Genomic DNA, 16,154 nt, shown 5'->3' with positions numbered 1-16,154 from the left:
CAAAAGATAAACTAATGATTGACGTACAAGGCCACCGTGGTTGTAGAGGAATATTGCCAGAAAATACCATTCCTGCATTCAAAAAAGCAATTGAATTGGGAGTGACAACCTTAGAGTTAGACCTGGCAGTTTCCAAAGATCATCAACTAGTAGTTTCTCATGAACCTTTTATGAATCATGAAATTTCAATAGGACCTAATGGAGAAGAAATTACCGAGGAGAATGAGAAATCATTCAACCTCTATCAAATGAATTATAAGGAGATAAAGAGATTTGATGTGGGAATGAAAAAACATCTCCGTTTTCCCAATCAACAAAAAATTAAAGCGCATAAACCGTTACTTTCAGAAATCTTTGACCTAGCGGAAGATGAGACTGATGAAACCATTTTGTACAATATCGAAATTAAGAGCCACCCGACTTATGATGGTATTTTTACTCCCAAAGTAGAAGAATTTACCAAGCTGTTAATCAATCTTATTCGTGAAAGAAATTTAGAAGACCGAGTGACAGTGCAGTCATTTGATATTCGCGCTTTGGAAATTACGCATCAAATGAATCCCAAGCTCAGCACTGCTTTGTTGGTTGAGGATAATGAGAATATCGATTTAAAATTGAGCGCACTTTCATTTAAACCTTCCATTATTAGTCCTTATTACGGGTTATTGTCCGAAAAGAAAGTAGAGCTGTTACAGGATGAACGACTGCAGGTCATTCCATGGACGGCAAATGATACTACTACCATGAAAACCTTGCTCAAATTTAAGGTTGATGGTATTATCACGGATTATCCCGACCGTTTGATTAATCTATTAGAAAATGAAATTACTGATAACGCTTTCTAAAAACACTGGGGTTTTCGTTCGTTACCTTTTTAAAAATGCGATTGTAATATGATAAACTCTCGAACCCACAACTATAACAAGCGTCACTAATGCTTTTTCCTGACATCAAATAGCGTTTAGATTGACTAACTCTATATCGGTTTAGAAAGGATACAAAGGTATAGCCAGTTTCTTTTTTAAAGTACCTACAGAATGCCTCTTTAGTCATATTACTTATACCAGATATCTCGCTCAATTCGATTTTTTGATGATAATTCTTATCCACGAATGCATAAATAGCGCGCATACGGTCTTGCTGGCGCTCACTATATCTTTTAGTATATGGTTTGTTATGTAAAAGTTCGAAGGAGGTAGTTTTGCTTAGGGTTTCTAGAATTTCTAACAATTGTAAATATTGTTGGAAAGGCTGGAGTTGTTCAAAACCGAATAGTTGTTCTCCTATATTCTTTTTGACACTACCAATAAAGGCTATTCCATATCGAGATCTCTCAAATAAAGTATTTAGAGAAGCAAGCTCAGGAGATTTTTGAATATGTTTCTCGATAAAATCTCTTCTTAAATGCACAACAACTTTTCTATATGCTGTTTTTAGACCATAATCAAAATTTAAATGGGGAATATTTGAGCCGATCAATACCAGATCATTTTTCTGATATGTACTAATATGATCGCCTACATGTCGAGGTCCGCTTTCTGCTTCTACATAAACCAATTCATATTCTTCATGAAAATGCCAATAGAAAAGATCACTTAACCGAGGATTGTACATCATTGAAAATGATCGGTCAGTATTGCTAGTAATTGTTTCGAGTTGAATTTTCATAACTATCACTAAATTAAGATAAAAAAGAGCTAATTATTTAAGTAATATCAATATTGTACAATTTTTGGCTAACTATCGTAAACTATCCAACGAGAATATAATTCAACTTTGTGGTAGTTATTAATTAAAATCATTGGGTTATGAAAGATGAGAACAAAACAATGGCTCCGACGATGGTCCCCAAAAATGAACATACTGATATTCCAGGAAATCCGTCAACTGCGAAAAGTAGTAATGTACAGCTTCGAAGGGAAGCCACACCAGATTCGTTACGCGTTCTAACGATAGATCAGTGGAATTTTTGGAAGGAGAACGGTTATGTGGTAATAAAGAATGCAGTACCAAAAGATCAGGCAGCTAAGACGGCATCTTTCTTATGGGAGTTTGAAGACAAGAACCCGAATGATAAAAATACATGGTATACTGCTCCGAGAGCGGAAATGCAAATGAAAGAATTAGCAGGTACCGGAATGGTTGAGGTGTATAACAACCAACATCTTTGGAATAATAGACAAACACAAAAGGTATATGATGCTTTTGTAGATATATGGGGAACGGAAAAATTATGGGTGACTATCGATCGTGCCAATTTAAATTTCCCAATTCGACCTAGTTTTGAGTATAAGGGATTTATTCATTGGGATTATGACCCAGATACAAAACCTCAAAATGTGCAAGGAGTTTTGGCATTAGCCGATCAAATAGACGAGCATATGGGTGGCTTTCAATGCATTCCATGGTTATTTAAAAATTATGATACATGGAAGTTAACCCAACCTGAAGATCGAGATCATTTTAAACCAGATGTATCCGATTTGAAAGATAAGCTGGTAAAGGTCCCTTTGGAAGCTGGCGACCTTCTTATTTTTAATAGCTCAGAACCGCATGGTATTAGACCAAATCTTTCTGAAGATAAAGTGCGTATAGCTCAATATATTGCGATGATGCCGGCGCAAGAAGAAAATAAGGAACTAAGAGAATGGCGAATAAACTCATGGAAAAATAGAATTGCACCAGAAGGTTATGCATTTCCTGGTGACCCTAGAAACTGGGAACAGACAAAATATGAAACTGCAAAATTGAACACCCTAGGAGAAAAATTACTAGGTTTGAGAAACTGGTAGTCAATATGGAATTAAACCTTAGAGGAAAAACTGCTTTTATTTCAGGATCTACTTCTGGAATTGGATTTGCAACTGCATTGACACTACTTCAAGAGGGAGCAAGTGTTATTATTAACGGAAGAAATCAAGAAGGTATTAATAATGCTCTCGAAAGACTCAAAAGTCAGTTCCCCCAATCCAATATAAATGGAATTGCTGCTGATTTTTCTAATCCGAAAGAAGTCCAGTTGCTGATTGAAAAGCTTCCTAATATTGATATACTAATCAATAATGTGGGTATTTATAAGTCTCAAACCTTCTTTGAAACGACAGATGATGATTGGCAAAACCAAATGGAAGTTAACCTAATGAGTGGTGTCAGGTTATCTAGAAATTTATTGCCAAAAATGCTTGAACGAAATTGGGGTAGGATTTTATTTATTTCTAGCGAATGTGCCAGCTTGGTGCCTGAGGATCTTATTGCTTATAGCACAACGAAGGCATCGTTACTTGCTATTTCAAGAGGACTGGCTCAATTGACAAAAGGAAAAGGAGTGACCGTAAATACGATAATTCCCGGATCAACTTTAACCGAGGGAGCAGTAGATTTTTTAGAGGATGTAGCAGAAAAAGAAAACAAAACAAAAGAAGTAGTTGCAAATGACTTTTTTAAGGAAGTACGAACGTCTTCGTTATTGCAACGTTTTGCATCAGTAGATGAGGTTGCAAGTACAATAACATATTACTCAAGTCCGCTTGCGGCAGCCACAAACGGTGCAGCTATTAAAATTGATGGTGGTAGTATTGGTGGAATTTTATAACAATTAAAACAAAAAATTGAATGATCAATCGAGTGAAAATTGCATTATGTTTATTAGTATTTATTGGAGTAGGTAGTCAATCGTGTGCTGAGAAAAAGGAAGAAAAAGAAATTTCCGAAACTGTTAAAGAAGAAATTATGCCTGAAAAATTACTACGTCATGTGGTGTTATTTAAATTTAAAGATGAAGCACCTGAGGCGGCTGTAAACAATTTAAATGATATGTTTAACGCATTGCCTGCCGCTATTCCTGAAATAAAAGATTTTGAATGGGGAATTAATGACAGTCCGGAAAATTTTCATCAAGATTTTACCCATTGTTATTTGGTAACTTTTGGTTCAGAACAAGATCGTGACTCTGTCTATTCACCACACCCAAAGCATCAGGAATTTGTTGCTGCCTTGCAACCACATTTAGAAAAGGTATTTGTAGTGGATTATTGGGCCAATTAAGATCCAAGAAGATACAACAAGGTCGAGAAGTATAGGTATTTTGAAAGTACTCCCTGCCAGAATAAAGCTATCGGACCGGGAGTGAACAGTGGTTAAAATAGGGACTAGTAACAATCCCTAGGTTGGTATATTGTGTGCAACAGCTACTCAATTTTCTTTAGCTGTTCGATCGCTTGTTGGTTTTCTGGATTTATTTCTAAGCTCTTTTTATAGTTTTTAATTGCTTCATCTTTTAATCCTGCTTGTAATTGAAAATCGGCAAGAAAACTGTAAGGATGCCATTGATCAGGATAGGCTTGTACAATTAGCTTTAAAATGTCAACAGCCTTGTTTACTTGTCCTTGTTCAGCATATTGTTGCGCAAATCGAAAGGTATTTCGATCAGAGATGTTGTTGTCTAGCTTCGCGAGTAGTTTGCTTGCTTTTTCGAAACCCTGCTCTTTGTAAGTTTTAACTACTTCTTCGGTATTTAAAAATTCTGTGGTTTTGGGTGTACTTCCAAAAAACTCTTTTCTTAAATGCGTTCGTACCTGTGCCCAGCCATCCATAGGGCTTCTGTTAGATAATGTAGCTATGATTAGTGATTCTCCTTTTACCAAGTCTAATTCTCCTGATGCACCTGGAGCACCGCCATTATGACCGTAAATTTCCTTGCCGTTTAAGTTTCTTAAGCTCATTCCATAGCCATATCCGTTGCCAAAATGATCGGTCGTAATTTGAGAATGTGATTCTTCACTAATGAGTTCATTACTTTTAAGTGCAACGGCAAATTTGTGAAGATCTTCAACTGTTAAATCTCCACCACCCGCTGAACTTGATAATGATGTTGCTGATGACGTACCCGATGGAATCAATATATTTTTAGTGACATAAGAATTGTGATCGACGCCTGTGATTTTTTCGATAATCAAACCTAAAATAATAAAACCAGCATTACTGTAGCGCATTTGTTCACCTGGAGTAAATTCTAAAGGGTCGTTCACAAAATAGGGTAAATGGTCCTGTAAGCTTTTTATGTTATCCGAATTTTTGTCAAATTCTGGTCCGAAGAAGTCTCCAAGCCCCGAAGTATGAGAAAGTAGTTGCTGGATGGTGATTTTTTTGGCCTGCTCATTGGGATAGTCTGGAAAAATATCACCTATGGTTTGTTGCAGTGTTAGTTGTTCCTTCTCTAACAACTGCATAATCGAAATAGCGGTAAACATTTTACCCATCGAGGCGATTCCGTATTTTGTATCTACTTCATTCGGTTGATTGTTTTGTGGATTAGTACCATACGATTTTTTAAAAAGAACGTCTTTTCCGTCAGCTATTAGTATGGAGCCATTATAATTTTTACCTAAATCGGTGCTATCGAGTAGTTTTTTTACTGTTTCGACATTTCCTTGGTAAGCCGATTGTGATTTTCCATTTGTTTTGCAGGCTACTAAGCAAACAAAACATAGCACTTTGATTAACTGTTTCATTTTTTTGATGTGTTGATGATGATTTTATTTAATAGTTTAAAAAGGGTTTGTAGCTCATCTTCGCTCATATTTTTTTGAGCAGTAGCCCTATTTTTGGAAATTACGGGAATTGCTTTGTTCAGCAATTCTCCTCCTTTTTTAGTGATTTTTAGATCTTTTTTCCTTCGGTCAATTTTGTTTTCTGCACGTTGAACAAGATTTTCCCGAACTAGTAATTCGATCATTCGAGTTACTGAGGCCACATCTTTAAATAAAAGATTAGCAAGTTCTACCTGACTTATGTCTGACTGCTGTTGTATTTGGATCATCAGTAGAATTTGATTAATGGTCACATTATAGCCAAGTTGATTGAGATTGACCTGCGCCATAGTGCGGTACTGCTTTATAGCTTTTTCTATTTGATAAAAGATCGTTTTAGAAGGACTTTCGAAATGCATTAGACAATATATTTGATGTAAATATAATTGATATATCAACTAAATAATAAATCAATTTAAATTTTTGAGAGAATTTTAAGAAAATTGAATTCTATGCAAAGGATAGAACCTAAAAATATTGTCTGGTCGAGCTGAGTCGAGACCTCTTTTTTTTTGGCTTAAAGGAATGTAATATGAACGTTTTGATAATTGTTAATCCCAAACAAATCGCCAATTACCGTCTTTTTGCCTTTTCCAAACAGTATGAAAAATGCCCTTGTTTTCTTTTTTGTTACCTAAAGAATCCAATGAAGTAAAAACATAGTCACCATAGGTATACGCTAAATCTCCGGATTCACTTACATCAACGAAGGTTGGTTTCCAAGTTAGGGTTTCGTTTGGTCTTACATCCTTTTGATACCAATTGGCAATGGCTTCTTTTCCTTTGATGACTTTTTTACCTCTTCGGATAACTCCATCCTTCGCGGCATAAAATTCAAAGGCTTTAATTAAACCGTCTTTCTGAGCCATGTCATTGAAGTCTTTTTCGACTTTAATAATCTCAGCTTGCCAGTTTTCAAGATCATTTTGATTTCTGTCAGTACAACCTATTGAAATAAAAAGAAGTAACACTAGTATTAAAATATTTTGTTTCATGTTTTCCGAATTTAATATGAATCAATCATGATACCCTTTTTTAACTAGTCGTTTTGATATCCACCAGTAATTACCAGCTGGATCAACAATACCCGATTGTCTATCACCATAGTCCATATCTGCTGGCTCAAACTCTACTTTAGCACTATTTTCTACTGCACGCCTATGTATTTCATCTACTTCATCAACATATAAATAAAGTGCAGTTCTCATATTTAAGAAAGAGGCTGGTGCTTGGCTGATCATTATGCAAGAATCACCAATTTTCAAAATACAATTAGGAATCACCCCAGTTTTAGGATGTAAAGAGCGACCTATTTCTTCAGCATAAAACACAAGTTTCATAAAGTCAATTAACTCTTCCGGATTGGCAGTAAATAAATAGGGATTTACGGTTCGAAATCCATCAGGACGGTAGGTGTCGAAAATCTTATTCATTATTAATCATATATTAAATACTTCTTTCTTATCTCTCTAAATCCCTCTAGATCAGACTTCCAAGTCTCACGAATCTCCTCCACATTCATTCCAGCTTCAATTTGCTTTCGTAATTCCTCATTCCCCGCATGAATGGTAAAGCCTCGATCTTTAAAAAATAAGCTTTTGTCTTTGGTATTGTTATAGGCATCAATAACCCAAGACAAATCAACTTTAGATAAATACGGAGTTTTGGTAAGATCTTTTCCATAGCAAACTCCACCAGAATGTTTAGGGTATTTCGCTCCAAAATTAGGTCTTGGCCAGTATTTAAAATCATATTTCAGAGTATCTAAAAATGGTGCTCCGTATCGTTGAAATTGAAATTCAGTGCCACGACCCGCATTGATGTTCGTGCCTTCAAATAAACCTAAACTAGGATATAAGTTAATCGATTTATCATTTGGTAAATTTGGCGATGGCCGTATCGGTAGACTGTATTGAGTATTATGATTGTAATTCGCTATTGGAATTACTTCAATATCACATTTTGTCGAATCAGTAAGCCAGTTTTCGCCGTTGATCATTTGAGCATATTCACCAATAGTCATTCCGTGAACCAACGGAATAGGATGTTTGCCTACAAAGCTTGAGTATTCCATTTTCAAGGTCGGTCCGTCAACATAGTGCCCGTTGGGGTTGGGCCTGTCAAAAACTAATACTTTTTTGCTATTTTCTGCCGCCGCTTCCATAACATAATGCAAGGTTGATATATAGGTGTAAAAACGAACACCCACATCTTGAATATCAAAAATGATGAGGTCGAGATTCTGTAATTGTTCTTCCGTGGGTTTTTTGTGTTTTCCATGTAGTGAAAAAATGGGAAGCTTGGTTTTTTTGTCAAAACCATCCTCAACATCTTCTCCAGCATCGGCTGAACCGCGAAATCCATGTTCGGGCGCAAATACCTTTACTACATTTACATTAAGCGATATTAATGAATCGACTAAATGGGTATATCCTTCTTTTTTAAAAATAACTGAGGTCTGATTCGCTACAATACCAATACGCTTTCCTTTTAGCTTATGTATGTAGTTTTCAGTTTGGTTCGCTGCGGTAATAGGTGTTTTGGGGATTGAGGTCTTTTGTTCGTCTTGAGAAATAGATTTTTTCCGTGTCTGACCTCCACAAGAAATGAGTAAAAAAAGACAAGCTAAAAGCGTATTTTTGAAAAGTTGTAACACAGTATGATCCGTTGAATTTAGAATATTTTATCGCCAAACGTATTATTGGCAGCAAGCATTATAAAAGTAGCATATCGGGGCCGATAATAAAAATTGCCATTAGTGCAATTGCGTTGGGTTTGATCATGATGATGGTTGCCATTGCTGTTGGTGTTGGTTTGCAACAAAAAATACGAGATAAAGTTGCAGCGTTCAATGGACATATTCAAATAGTCAATTTCGACAATAACAATTCTCAAAGTTCGGGAAAGCCCATTTCTACAAATCAAGAATTTTATCCCGAGTTTAAAACGGTAGATGGCATTAAGCATATCCAGGCTGTGGCTACAAAGGCTGGTGTTATTCGTACTGAAAATACTTTTGAAGGAATTGTTTTAAAAGGTGTTGGAGCAGATTATCAATGGCAAAATTTCGATGAGTTTATTGTTGAAGGTCGAACTCCGAAAGTCGATGAAGAAAAGGAAAACAAGGAGGTGATCCTGTCGGCTTATATGGCCAATAGATTACAACTTTCAGTTGGTGATTCTTTTGGCTCTTTTTTTCTCAGAAATAATTCAGACATACCCAACAAGCGCAATTTTACAATTGTCGGCTTATACGATAGCGGTTTTAAAGAGTTTGATGAAAAGTATGTCTTTGCCGATATCAGGCACATTCAACGTATGAATCGTTGGAAACCGGATGAAGTTGGAAGTTTCGAAGTATTTATTGATGATTTTTCTGAACTACAGGAAAAAGGAAATGAGGTGTACGGAAGTGTTCTATCTACATTGAATACCACCACCATTGCCGACCAATTTTTCACCATTTTCGAGTGGCTCGCGATTTTCGATTTTAATATTTTGATCATTATGGTTATCATGATCTTTGTGGCAGGTATAAATATGATTACGGCTTTGCTAGTTCTTATTTTAGAACGAACACCTATGATTGGCATCTTTAAAGCCATGGGAATGCAAAACAGGAGCATAAGGCAGATATTTTTATATAATGCAGGCTATTTAATAGTCCTAGGGCTACTTTGGGGCAATGTGATTGGTGTAGGCTTATTATATATCCAGAAAAAGTTTGGTTTCATTAAACTCGATCCTGTCAATTATTATGTTACCGAGGCTCCTGTTTATATAGATGTTCGCTATATCATAGCGCTTAATTTGGGTGTGTTGCTACTGTGTGTGCTCATGTTATTGTTGCCCTCTCAAATAATAACCAAGATTAGCCCGGTTAAGGCAATTCGGTTTGATTAAAACCTTCTTATTCAACTTTCTTTATTGTGAAGATTACAAGTATCTTTGCACCACAATTTTGATTAATGGAATACGCTGAAAATATATTAGGTACAATTGGGAACACCCCAATGATAAAAATGAATACGCTTGTAAAAGGAGTCGATGCTTTGGTACTTGCTAAATACGAAACCTTTAATCCAGGTAATTCGGTAAAAGATCGCATGGCCTTGCAAATGATTGAAGATGCAGAGGCTGATGGTCGATTAAAACCTGGAGGGACCATAATTGAAGGTACTTCGGGTAATACAGGGATGGGATTGGCCTTAGCAGCAATCATCAAAGGTTACAAAATGGTATGCGTGATTAGCGATAAACAGTCGAAGGAAAAAATGGATATTCTTCGTGCGGTGGGAAGTGAAGTAGTAGTATGCCCAACGAATGTGGAGCCCGATGATCCGAGATCGTATTATTCCACTTCAAAACGATTATCTGAAGAAACTCCAAATTCTTGGTATGTAAATCAGTACGACAATCCGTCTAACGCTAGAGCACACTACCAAAGTACTGGGCCAGAAATTTGGAAACAAACTGACGGAAAAGTGACTCACTTTATTGTTGGTGTCGGAACTGGAGGAACGATTTCAGGAGTTGGTAAGTATCTTAAAGAGCAAAATCCGAATGTTAAGGTTTGGGGAATTGATACCTACGGATCGGTATTTAAAAAGTACCATGAAACAGGAATTTTTGATGAGAATGAGATTTACCCTTACGTAACTGAAGGAATTGGTGAAGATATTCTTCCAGAAAATGTTGACTTTAGTGTAATTGATGGTTTTACTAAGGTTACTGATAAAGATGCTGCGATTTATACCCGTCGTTTGGCAAAAGAGGAAGGAATGTTTCTTGGTAATTCCGCAGGGGCTGCAATTAAAGGATTGTTGCAATTAAAAGAACACTTCACAAAAGATGATGTGGTGGTTATTTTATTCCACGATCATGGTAGTCGTTATGTTGGTAAAATGTTTAATGACGATTGGATGCGGGACCGTGGATTTTTAGATGAAGAGGTAACAGTGGCTGCTGATCTTATAAAAGATCATAGTGATAAACCTTTGGTGACAGTAAGAACTGAAGAATTAGTGCAACATGCTATTGAACGCATGCGCGAGTATAAAATTTCTCAGATTCCAGTCGAAGACCATGAAGGTTTCGTAGGTTCTTTAGATGAGACTGCGTTACTGCAGGCCTATATCAAAAATGGTGACATTGCAACTGTTCCTATTAAAGATGTAATGCAAGCTGCTTTTCCGATTGTGAAGGCGGATGCGACAATAGATAAGGTTTCTAATTTGATTACTAAAGAAAATCAAGCTGTACTGGTGGAATTAAGTAACGGCAAGCATCATATTATTACCAAGCACGATATCATTAGTGCTATTTAATTTTCTAAACTGATTTCATGTCAAATTGATTACTTTTAGTTTAAATTCAATTTGACATGAGGTCGTTTACTCTTCTTTTGGTGGTTGTTTCATTTTTATGTATTCAGCCACTTTTTGCACAAAAAAATCTTTCTAGAAAAGAACGTAAGATCATTAAGACGATCGAACGTAATAATAAAGAAGCTCTTCAATTTTTAGAAAAAGTAGTCAATATCAATAGCGGTACTCAAAACTTAAAAGGAGTAAAGCAAGTTGGTATGGTATTTCAAAAAGAGTTTAATGATATTGGTTTCTCCGCAAATTGGATTGATATGCCAACGGACATGAAACGTGCTGGACATTTATTTGCTGAGCATAAAGGAAATACTGGAAAAAAGATACTTTTAATAGGGCATTTGGATACCGTTTTTGAAGAAGATAGTCCCTTTCAGCAATTTGAAAAAGTGAATGATAGTATAGCAAAAGGTCCAGGAGCAAATGATATGAAAGGCGGAGATGTTGTTATTCTATACGCGCTTAAAGCCTTACAAGAAAATAAGCTATTGAAAGATGCGCAAATAATTGTGGCATTTACGGGCGATGAAGAAAGTACAGGAAAGCCATTAAGTATAAGCCGAAAACCACTAATTGATGCCGCAAAGCGCAGTGATATTGCATTGGGTTTTGAAACATCTACGGGATATAATGATGCTACTACTGCAAGACGAGGAAGTAGTGGGTGGAAGGTAGAGGTTTCTGGTTTTAGAGCACACTCATCAGGTATTTTTAATGAGCGTGTAGGAGCAGGAGCTATTTTTGAAATGTCCCGTATTCTCAATGAGTTTTATACCAAAGTGAAAGGTCCAGAATACTTGACGTTTAATCCTGGAATTATAATGGGTGGGACGGATTTGTCTATTGACTATAATGCAAGCCGTGGCAACGCTTTTGGTAAGAGTAATGTCGTTGCTCAGAAAACAGTTGTAAAAGGAGGGCTTAGATTTATATCAGAAGCGCAAAAAGAAGAGGCGAGAACTAAAATGAGAGCAATCGTTGCTGATAATCTACCAAAGACTAAGGCCACAATTGAGTTTACTGATAGTTACCCGGCAATGGGACCTACTCCTGGAAATGAAAAATTACTAAAAGCACTCGATAGAGTTAGTAAAGATTTAGGTCAAGGTCGTGTTAAAGCCTATGACCCAGGAGGTCGAGGTGCTGCTGATATCTCTTTTGTAGCACAATATGTCGATTGCCTAGACGGATTAGGAACAATGGGAACAGATGCCCATACTCCTCAAGAAACAGTGAACTTAAATACTGTTGAAACACTTACTAAAAGAGCTGCGTTATTAATTTATCGCTTAATAAATTCAGAAAATTAACTTTCTAATTTTATCGTTTCACCATAAAGCTCTTTTTTAAGCTTGTGGAATTTTTTGTTAAGAATCTTGTTTCGATAAATAACATAAACTAGTAAGCTAATTGCAACAAGAACTCCGCTAGATAATAAAATGGTAATCTCGTTTGATGAGGCCACTTTGGCTGCATGTTGTACAAACAAGGTTGGCTGTGGTGCTTCAGAAGCGGTTGGGCTTGAGAATAAGGTTAATAAGAGAAAATTGTGTTTGGCTTCTGCCAAATGCGGAAACAAAACACTGCTGACAAAAAGCAGCAATGGAAATACACGTTTCATAACAAGTAAGATTTTTGGTTGGGAAAACAAATGTAAAATTTAATTTGTATTTATTTGTAGGTAAAATACTTCAAAAAGTGTATTTCATCGAATATATATGTGTTTTGTAAGATTTTTATGCTAATTTTTCCGATGCATGGACAGTACTAATTTTGATAAAAAATCAGGATCTTACTTCTTTCCACTCTAAATTAATTAGAAATTATTCTTTAATTAAGACGAATAAATTGTAAATAAGCATTGTTTTTAGCCGCTATAATATAGAGTTGATCATGAACCATAATCTCAGCAATATCTTTTACGTCGCCCGGGACATAAAAACCGGATTTTGAGGTTGAAATTGGGTAAAAATCACCAGATTTATTTTGTTTTAAAAGTAATCCGTTTGATGCATCATTTCTTGGAGTTTCAACTTCGGATGCATGAAGGTTACCTGCTATCAAAACATCAAGACTCCCGTCCTTATCATAATCCTTGATTAATGATTTGTTGATAGACGATAACTGTGCAAGATTAGGAAGTTGATGTTTTTTGAACCCGTTTCCAGTATTTTCAAGGTAAATACTTGCAAATGACTTTACTTGATAATGCAGTGAATTTTCAAGCTTATCTTCAGAATAAATATCATCCATGGTAGCTAATGAAAAAGACTCATAGTCTTTAAACTTAGATTTAATAGCGGGCATTTGTTGCGATGTACATTCGCGGCCTCGTACAGGAAATTGTTCGCCGTCATTATAATAACTCAACACAATATCATTTTTGTTATTTCCATCAAAATCATCGAAATAAATATCAAAAGTTTCGTCTTTTTTTGCTTTGTATTTATAGTTTAAGCCCAGGTTTCCTACAATATAATCCTCGTCTCCATCACCATCAAAATCGGCTTTTTCAATGTTAAACCACCAACCGTTAGATTGGTCTAGCTCTAAGTTTTCCGTTTCATTTTCGAATACACCGTTGTTATTTTTTAGGATGGTAATCGGCATCCATTCTCCCACAACGATAAGATCTATTTGACCATCGTTATTATAGTCAGTCCAAGTGGCGTCTGTTACCATGCCTAATTTGGTAAGCATTGGCGCAATTTCATCAGTAATATTCTTAAACTTTAAATTCCCATTTTCATTTATATTTTCTAATATGTAGCTATTGGCTGGAGATGGATAATTGCCTGGAATAAGTCGACCTCCAACAAAAAGATCGAGGTCACCATCTTTATCAAAGTCATATGGTTTTACTCGAGAACCACTTGTAATCATTTCTGGTAGCGCATCTGAAACTTTTTCGAATTCACCTTTTCCATTATTAATGTACAAACGATCCTGTAAATACTCGGAATTATATGAGAACTCGTTACCACCACTTACTACATAAATGTCATTATCTCCGTCGCCATCAGCATCAAATAATGCTGTGCCTAAGTCCTCATAGATCTTGTCATTTTCAATTACACTTATGTTTTGAAGTTCGAAACCCTTTTCTTGTTGAAAAAAGATTGCAGTTGGTTGGTCTTTAGCACCACCAACAATAAAATCATCTTTATTATCTCCATTAAGATCGCCAACAGCAAGTCCTGGTCCAAACATTGAGGTTCGATGAGGTAGGAGAATTTCATTTAAAAAATCGTCAAAATAATTTTCAATATGAAGATGTTTTGGCGCGACTAGTGAGTCCTTAACTGTTGCGAAAAGTGTGTTGCTTTTTAAATTTTGCTTTTCTTTCTCAAGACTATTTGAGTAGTTGAGAGCCAATAGTTCATTAATCTTTGGGTTTTTTAGTAATTGGAAATTACCTCCGGGCCAAACTATCTTAATAGAATCTATTATTTGCGCTTTACCCAAACCAAAATGCATTTGCGGCGCCACTGAAGACTGAAAGCCTCTGGTTAGAGTCAATTCTTGAAATTGCGATTGGCCATTTGCGTAGATATAGGCTTTAGCCCCAAGTCCATTGGTGTTTCCTTTTAATCCTTCAAATTTAAGTGAGATGTAATTGGTGTTATCCGAACTTATATTTTCAAATATTACTGCTTTATCATCGATATTGTTTAGAACAATTTCGAGGTCACCATCGTTATCAAGATCGGCATAAACACTTCCGTTCGAAAACCCTTCGAAAGAGATTCCCCATTTATCATTTGCCTTTTCAAACGTGAGATCTTTACTATTTTCAAAAACAAAGTTGTCTATCTTTTCAGATGGAATTGCAAGACTTTTTGCTAAGAAACTATCTTTAGGTATTTTTTTACCTTCCAATGCCAGAAAGTAGTCACGGTTGTTTATTTCGCGCCTTGTTCCATTTGAAACAAAAATATCCTTCCAGCCATCATTGTCTAGATCGGCAAAAAGCGGTCCCCAGCTCCAATCACTGGATGATACTCCCGCAAGTCGTGAGACATTGCTAAAATCGGGTAGCGAATCATTAACAACCCCGTTGTTAAGTTGCAAACTGTTTTGCATATACTGATAATGGAAACCTGAATTTACTGTTCCCCAGAATAGAGCAGGGTCCATACTCGCCATGTTGGCTTTTGCCCGTCTGTTGTTTTTTGGGCTCATATCAACCTGAAATATATCAGGAAGGAGATCATTATTGAAGTCCGCTATGTCGACGCCCATACCATAGAACGAGGTATTTTTTGTTACTTTTTTTACACTCTCAGAAAAGGTTCCGTCTTTATTATTAAGAAAGAAATAATCAGGTGTACTAAAATCATTGGACACGTAAATATCTGGCCAGCCATCACTATTGATATCGGATACGGTTGCACTTAACGAAAGACCGAAATTGCGTATGCCTGATTCTCTAGTGACATTGGTGAATGTGTCCCCGTCGTTTCTGTATAATCTATCTGATTCAATGTTTTTTAAATATTGTTGTTTAAACCTGTAAAAACTATTGGGGGCATTGAAGGCGGTAGGAGGGTAGTTGGCCACGTAAAGATCGAGATCACCATCTAGATCATAATCAAAAAAGGTAGCTTGAACGCTATTACCTAAGTCAGCAATGCCATATTCTTTTGCCTTTTCGGTAAAGGTATTATCACCGTTATTAATAAATAGTTGATTTTCTTTATTCCCATTTTTGCCGGCTACAGAGCAATAAATATCGATAAAGCCATCATTGTTTACATCGGCCATGGTGGAGCCTGTATACCAACGTTTATCACCGGATATTCTTGCAGTTTTAGTAATATCTTCAAATTTTAGGCCTCCTTTGTTAAGGTATAGCTTATTAGAAACCATGTTTCCAGTAAAGAATAGATCAATAAGTCCGTCATTATTTATATCACCTGCAGAAACACCACCGCCCATGTATATGTAGGCATAAGTGAAATAGTTTATTGAATCATTTTCGACGAGGTTATTGGCAAATTGGATTCCTGTTTCTTTCGCCGATAGCTTTTTAAAAATTTTTACGTCTTTGCCCTCTTCGTTGCAAGACGAGAAAAGAAGAAAACTTAAGATTGTAAACAAGGAAAATCTGTTCATTGATATATGCGCATTTTAGTAATAACAATATACTAATAAGAGTGTGGATGTCTATAATAAAAAAAACAGG

15 protein-coding genes are annotated in these 16,154 nt (G+C 36.1%); 7 read left to right on the top strand and 8 right to left on the bottom strand.

All coding sequences use genetic code 11. The features are described from left to right. Positions 1-14 precede the first annotated feature (14 nt). Complete coding sequence (locus GWK10_RS02850) at positions 15-845, top strand: glycerophosphodiester phosphodiesterase (protein ID WP_164029381.1); 831 nt, start codon at positions 15-17, stop codon at positions 843-845. On the opposite strand, the gene GWK10_RS02845 is transcribed toward GWK10_RS02850, so the two are convergent. Continuing rightward, positions 826-1,668: a helix-turn-helix domain-containing protein gene (locus GWK10_RS02845; RefSeq protein ID WP_164029380.1), complete on the bottom strand. Its 843-nt coding sequence runs from the start codon at positions 1,666-1,668 to the stop codon at positions 826-828. The two genes, GWK10_RS02850 and GWK10_RS02845, sit on opposite strands and share 20 nt — an antisense overlap. 140 nt (positions 1,669-1,808) lie before the next feature. On the opposite strand from GWK10_RS02845, the gene GWK10_RS02840 reads away from it, so the two are divergent. The 3 genes from GWK10_RS02840 to GWK10_RS02830 are packed head-to-tail and all read left to right on the top strand — an operon-like array spanning position 1,809 to position 4,044. Then, a complete protein-coding gene (locus tag GWK10_RS02840) occupies positions 1,809-2,792 on the top strand; it encodes a phytanoyl-CoA dioxygenase family protein (protein WP_164029379.1) in 984 nt (327 codons plus the stop codon). Positions 2,793-2,797: 5 nt separating this feature from the next. Then, positions 2,798-3,592, top strand: a complete 795-nt coding sequence (locus GWK10_RS02835) for an SDR family NAD(P)-dependent oxidoreductase (RefSeq protein ID WP_164029378.1) — start codon at positions 2,798-2,800, stop codon at positions 3,590-3,592. Positions 3,593-3,612: 20 nt separating this feature from the next. After that, on the top strand, positions 3,613-4,044 hold the full coding sequence (locus GWK10_RS02830) for a Dabb family protein (protein WP_164029377.1): 432 nt from the start codon (positions 3,613-3,615) through the stop codon (positions 4,042-4,044). Positions 4,045-4,187: 143 nt separating this feature from the next. Here the strand turns inward: GWK10_RS02830 and GWK10_RS02825 are convergent, their stop codons facing one another. The 5 genes from GWK10_RS02825 to GWK10_RS02805 form a co-directional block, all read right to left on the bottom strand. After that, entirely contained in the window at positions 4,188-5,510 is a 1,323-nt protein-coding gene (locus tag GWK10_RS02825) for a serine hydrolase domain-containing protein (RefSeq protein ID WP_164029376.1), read from the bottom strand. Continuing rightward, a complete protein-coding gene (locus tag GWK10_RS02820) occupies positions 5,507-5,947 on the bottom strand; it encodes a MarR family winged helix-turn-helix transcriptional regulator (protein ID WP_164029375.1) in 441 nt (146 codons plus the stop codon). The genes GWK10_RS02825 and GWK10_RS02820 overlap by 4 nt, the downstream gene beginning before the upstream one ends. A gap of 192 nt (positions 5,948-6,139) precedes the next feature. Further along, entirely contained in the window at positions 6,140-6,583 is a 444-nt protein-coding gene (locus tag GWK10_RS02815) for a YybH family protein (protein WP_164029374.1), read from the bottom strand. Positions 6,584-6,604: 21 nt separating this feature from the next. Further along, positions 6,605-7,021 (bottom strand): VOC family protein, encoded by a 417-nt coding sequence (locus GWK10_RS02810; protein ID WP_164029373.1) that lies wholly within the window; start codon positions 7,019-7,021, stop codon positions 6,605-6,607. Positions 7,022-7,023: 2 nt separating this feature from the next. Next, complete coding sequence (locus tag GWK10_RS02805) at positions 7,024-8,244, bottom strand: exo-beta-N-acetylmuramidase NamZ family protein (RefSeq protein WP_164029372.1); 1,221 nt, start codon at positions 8,242-8,244, stop codon at positions 7,024-7,026. An 11-nt stretch (positions 8,245-8,255) separates the two neighbouring features. On the opposite strand from GWK10_RS02805, the gene GWK10_RS02800 reads away from it, so the two are divergent. The 3 genes from GWK10_RS02800 to GWK10_RS02790 all read left to right on the top strand — a co-directional run bounded on the left by GWK10_RS02800 (position 8,256) and on the right by GWK10_RS02790 (position 12,279). Continuing rightward, positions 8,256-9,491, top strand: a complete 1,236-nt coding sequence (locus GWK10_RS02800) for an ABC transporter permease (protein WP_164029371.1) — start codon at positions 8,256-8,258, stop codon at positions 9,489-9,491. A 65-nt stretch (positions 9,492-9,556) separates the two neighbouring features. After that, positions 9,557-10,915, top strand: coding sequence for a pyridoxal-phosphate dependent enzyme (locus GWK10_RS02795; protein WP_164029370.1), 1,359 nt, complete (start codon positions 9,557-9,559; stop codon positions 10,913-10,915). Between the two features lie 56 nt (positions 10,916-10,971). Next, positions 10,972-12,279: a M20/M25/M40 family metallo-hydrolase gene (locus GWK10_RS02790; RefSeq protein ID WP_164029369.1), complete on the top strand. Its 1,308-nt coding sequence runs from the start codon at positions 10,972-10,974 to the stop codon at positions 12,277-12,279. On the opposite strand, the gene GWK10_RS02785 is transcribed toward GWK10_RS02790, so the two are convergent. Both GWK10_RS02785 and GWK10_RS02780 read right to left on the bottom strand, forming a co-directional pair. Continuing rightward, positions 12,276-12,590 (bottom strand): hypothetical protein, encoded by a 315-nt coding sequence (locus tag GWK10_RS02785; protein WP_164029368.1) that lies wholly within the window; start codon positions 12,588-12,590, stop codon positions 12,276-12,278. The genes GWK10_RS02790 and GWK10_RS02785 overlap by 4 nt on opposite strands. Before the next feature lie 209 nt (positions 12,591-12,799). After that, positions 12,800-16,084 carry an FG-GAP-like repeat-containing protein gene (locus GWK10_RS02780; protein WP_164029367.1) on the bottom strand — a complete coding sequence of 1,095 codons (3,285 nt, stop codon included), beginning with the start codon at positions 16,082-16,084 and terminating at the stop codon, positions 12,800-12,802. Positions 16,085-16,154: the final 70 nt, after the last annotated feature.

The sequence above is a fragment of the Spongiivirga citrea genome (assembly GCF_010671565.1).
In the GTDB taxonomy this organism is placed as follows: Bacteria; Bacteroidota; Bacteroidia; order Flavobacteriales; family Flavobacteriaceae; genus Spongiivirga; species Spongiivirga citrea.
This window is presented reverse-complemented; position numbering and strand designations above follow the sequence as displayed.

What these genes read in the sequence shown, in the direction of transcription:
- GWK10_RS02850 (WP_164029381.1), top strand. Translation starts at nt 15, where the DNA reads ATGATTGACGTACAAGGCCACCGTGGTTGTAGAGGAATATTGCCAGAA.
- GWK10_RS02845 (WP_164029380.1), bottom strand. Translation starts at nt 1,668, where the DNA reads ATGAAAATTCAACTCGAAACAATTACTAGCAATACTGACCGATCATTT.
- GWK10_RS02840 (WP_164029379.1), top strand. Translation starts at nt 1,809, where the DNA reads ATGAAAGATGAGAACAAAACAATGGCTCCGACGATGGTCCCCAAAAAT.
- GWK10_RS02835 (WP_164029378.1), top strand. Translation starts at nt 2,798, where the DNA reads ATGGAATTAAACCTTAGAGGAAAAACTGCTTTTATTTCAGGATCTACT.
- GWK10_RS02830 (WP_164029377.1), top strand. Translation starts at nt 3,613, where the DNA reads ATGATCAATCGAGTGAAAATTGCATTATGTTTATTAGTATTTATTGGA.
- GWK10_RS02825 (WP_164029376.1), bottom strand. Translation starts at nt 5,510, where the DNA reads ATGAAACAGTTAATCAAAGTGCTATGTTTTGTTTGCTTAGTAGCCTGC.
- GWK10_RS02820 (WP_164029375.1), bottom strand. Translation starts at nt 5,947, where the DNA reads ATGCATTTCGAAAGTCCTTCTAAAACGATCTTTTATCAAATAGAAAAA.
- GWK10_RS02815 (WP_164029374.1), bottom strand. Translation starts at nt 6,583, where the DNA reads ATGAAACAAAATATTTTAATACTAGTGTTACTTCTTTTTATTTCAATA.
- GWK10_RS02810 (WP_164029373.1), bottom strand. Translation starts at nt 7,021, where the DNA reads ATGAATAAGATTTTCGACACCTACCGTCCTGATGGATTTCGAACCGTA.
- GWK10_RS02795 (WP_164029370.1), top strand. Translation starts at nt 9,557, where the DNA reads ATGGAATACGCTGAAAATATATTAGGTACAATTGGGAACACCCCAATG.
- GWK10_RS02790 (WP_164029369.1), top strand. Translation starts at nt 10,972, where the DNA reads ATGAGGTCGTTTACTCTTCTTTTGGTGGTTGTTTCATTTTTATGTATT.
- GWK10_RS02785 (WP_164029368.1), bottom strand. Translation starts at nt 12,590, where the DNA reads ATGAAACGTGTATTTCCATTGCTGCTTTTTGTCAGCAGTGTTTTGTTT.
- GWK10_RS02780 (WP_164029367.1), bottom strand. Translation starts at nt 16,084, where the DNA reads ATGAACAGATTTTCCTTGTTTACAATCTTAAGTTTTCTTCTTTTCTCG.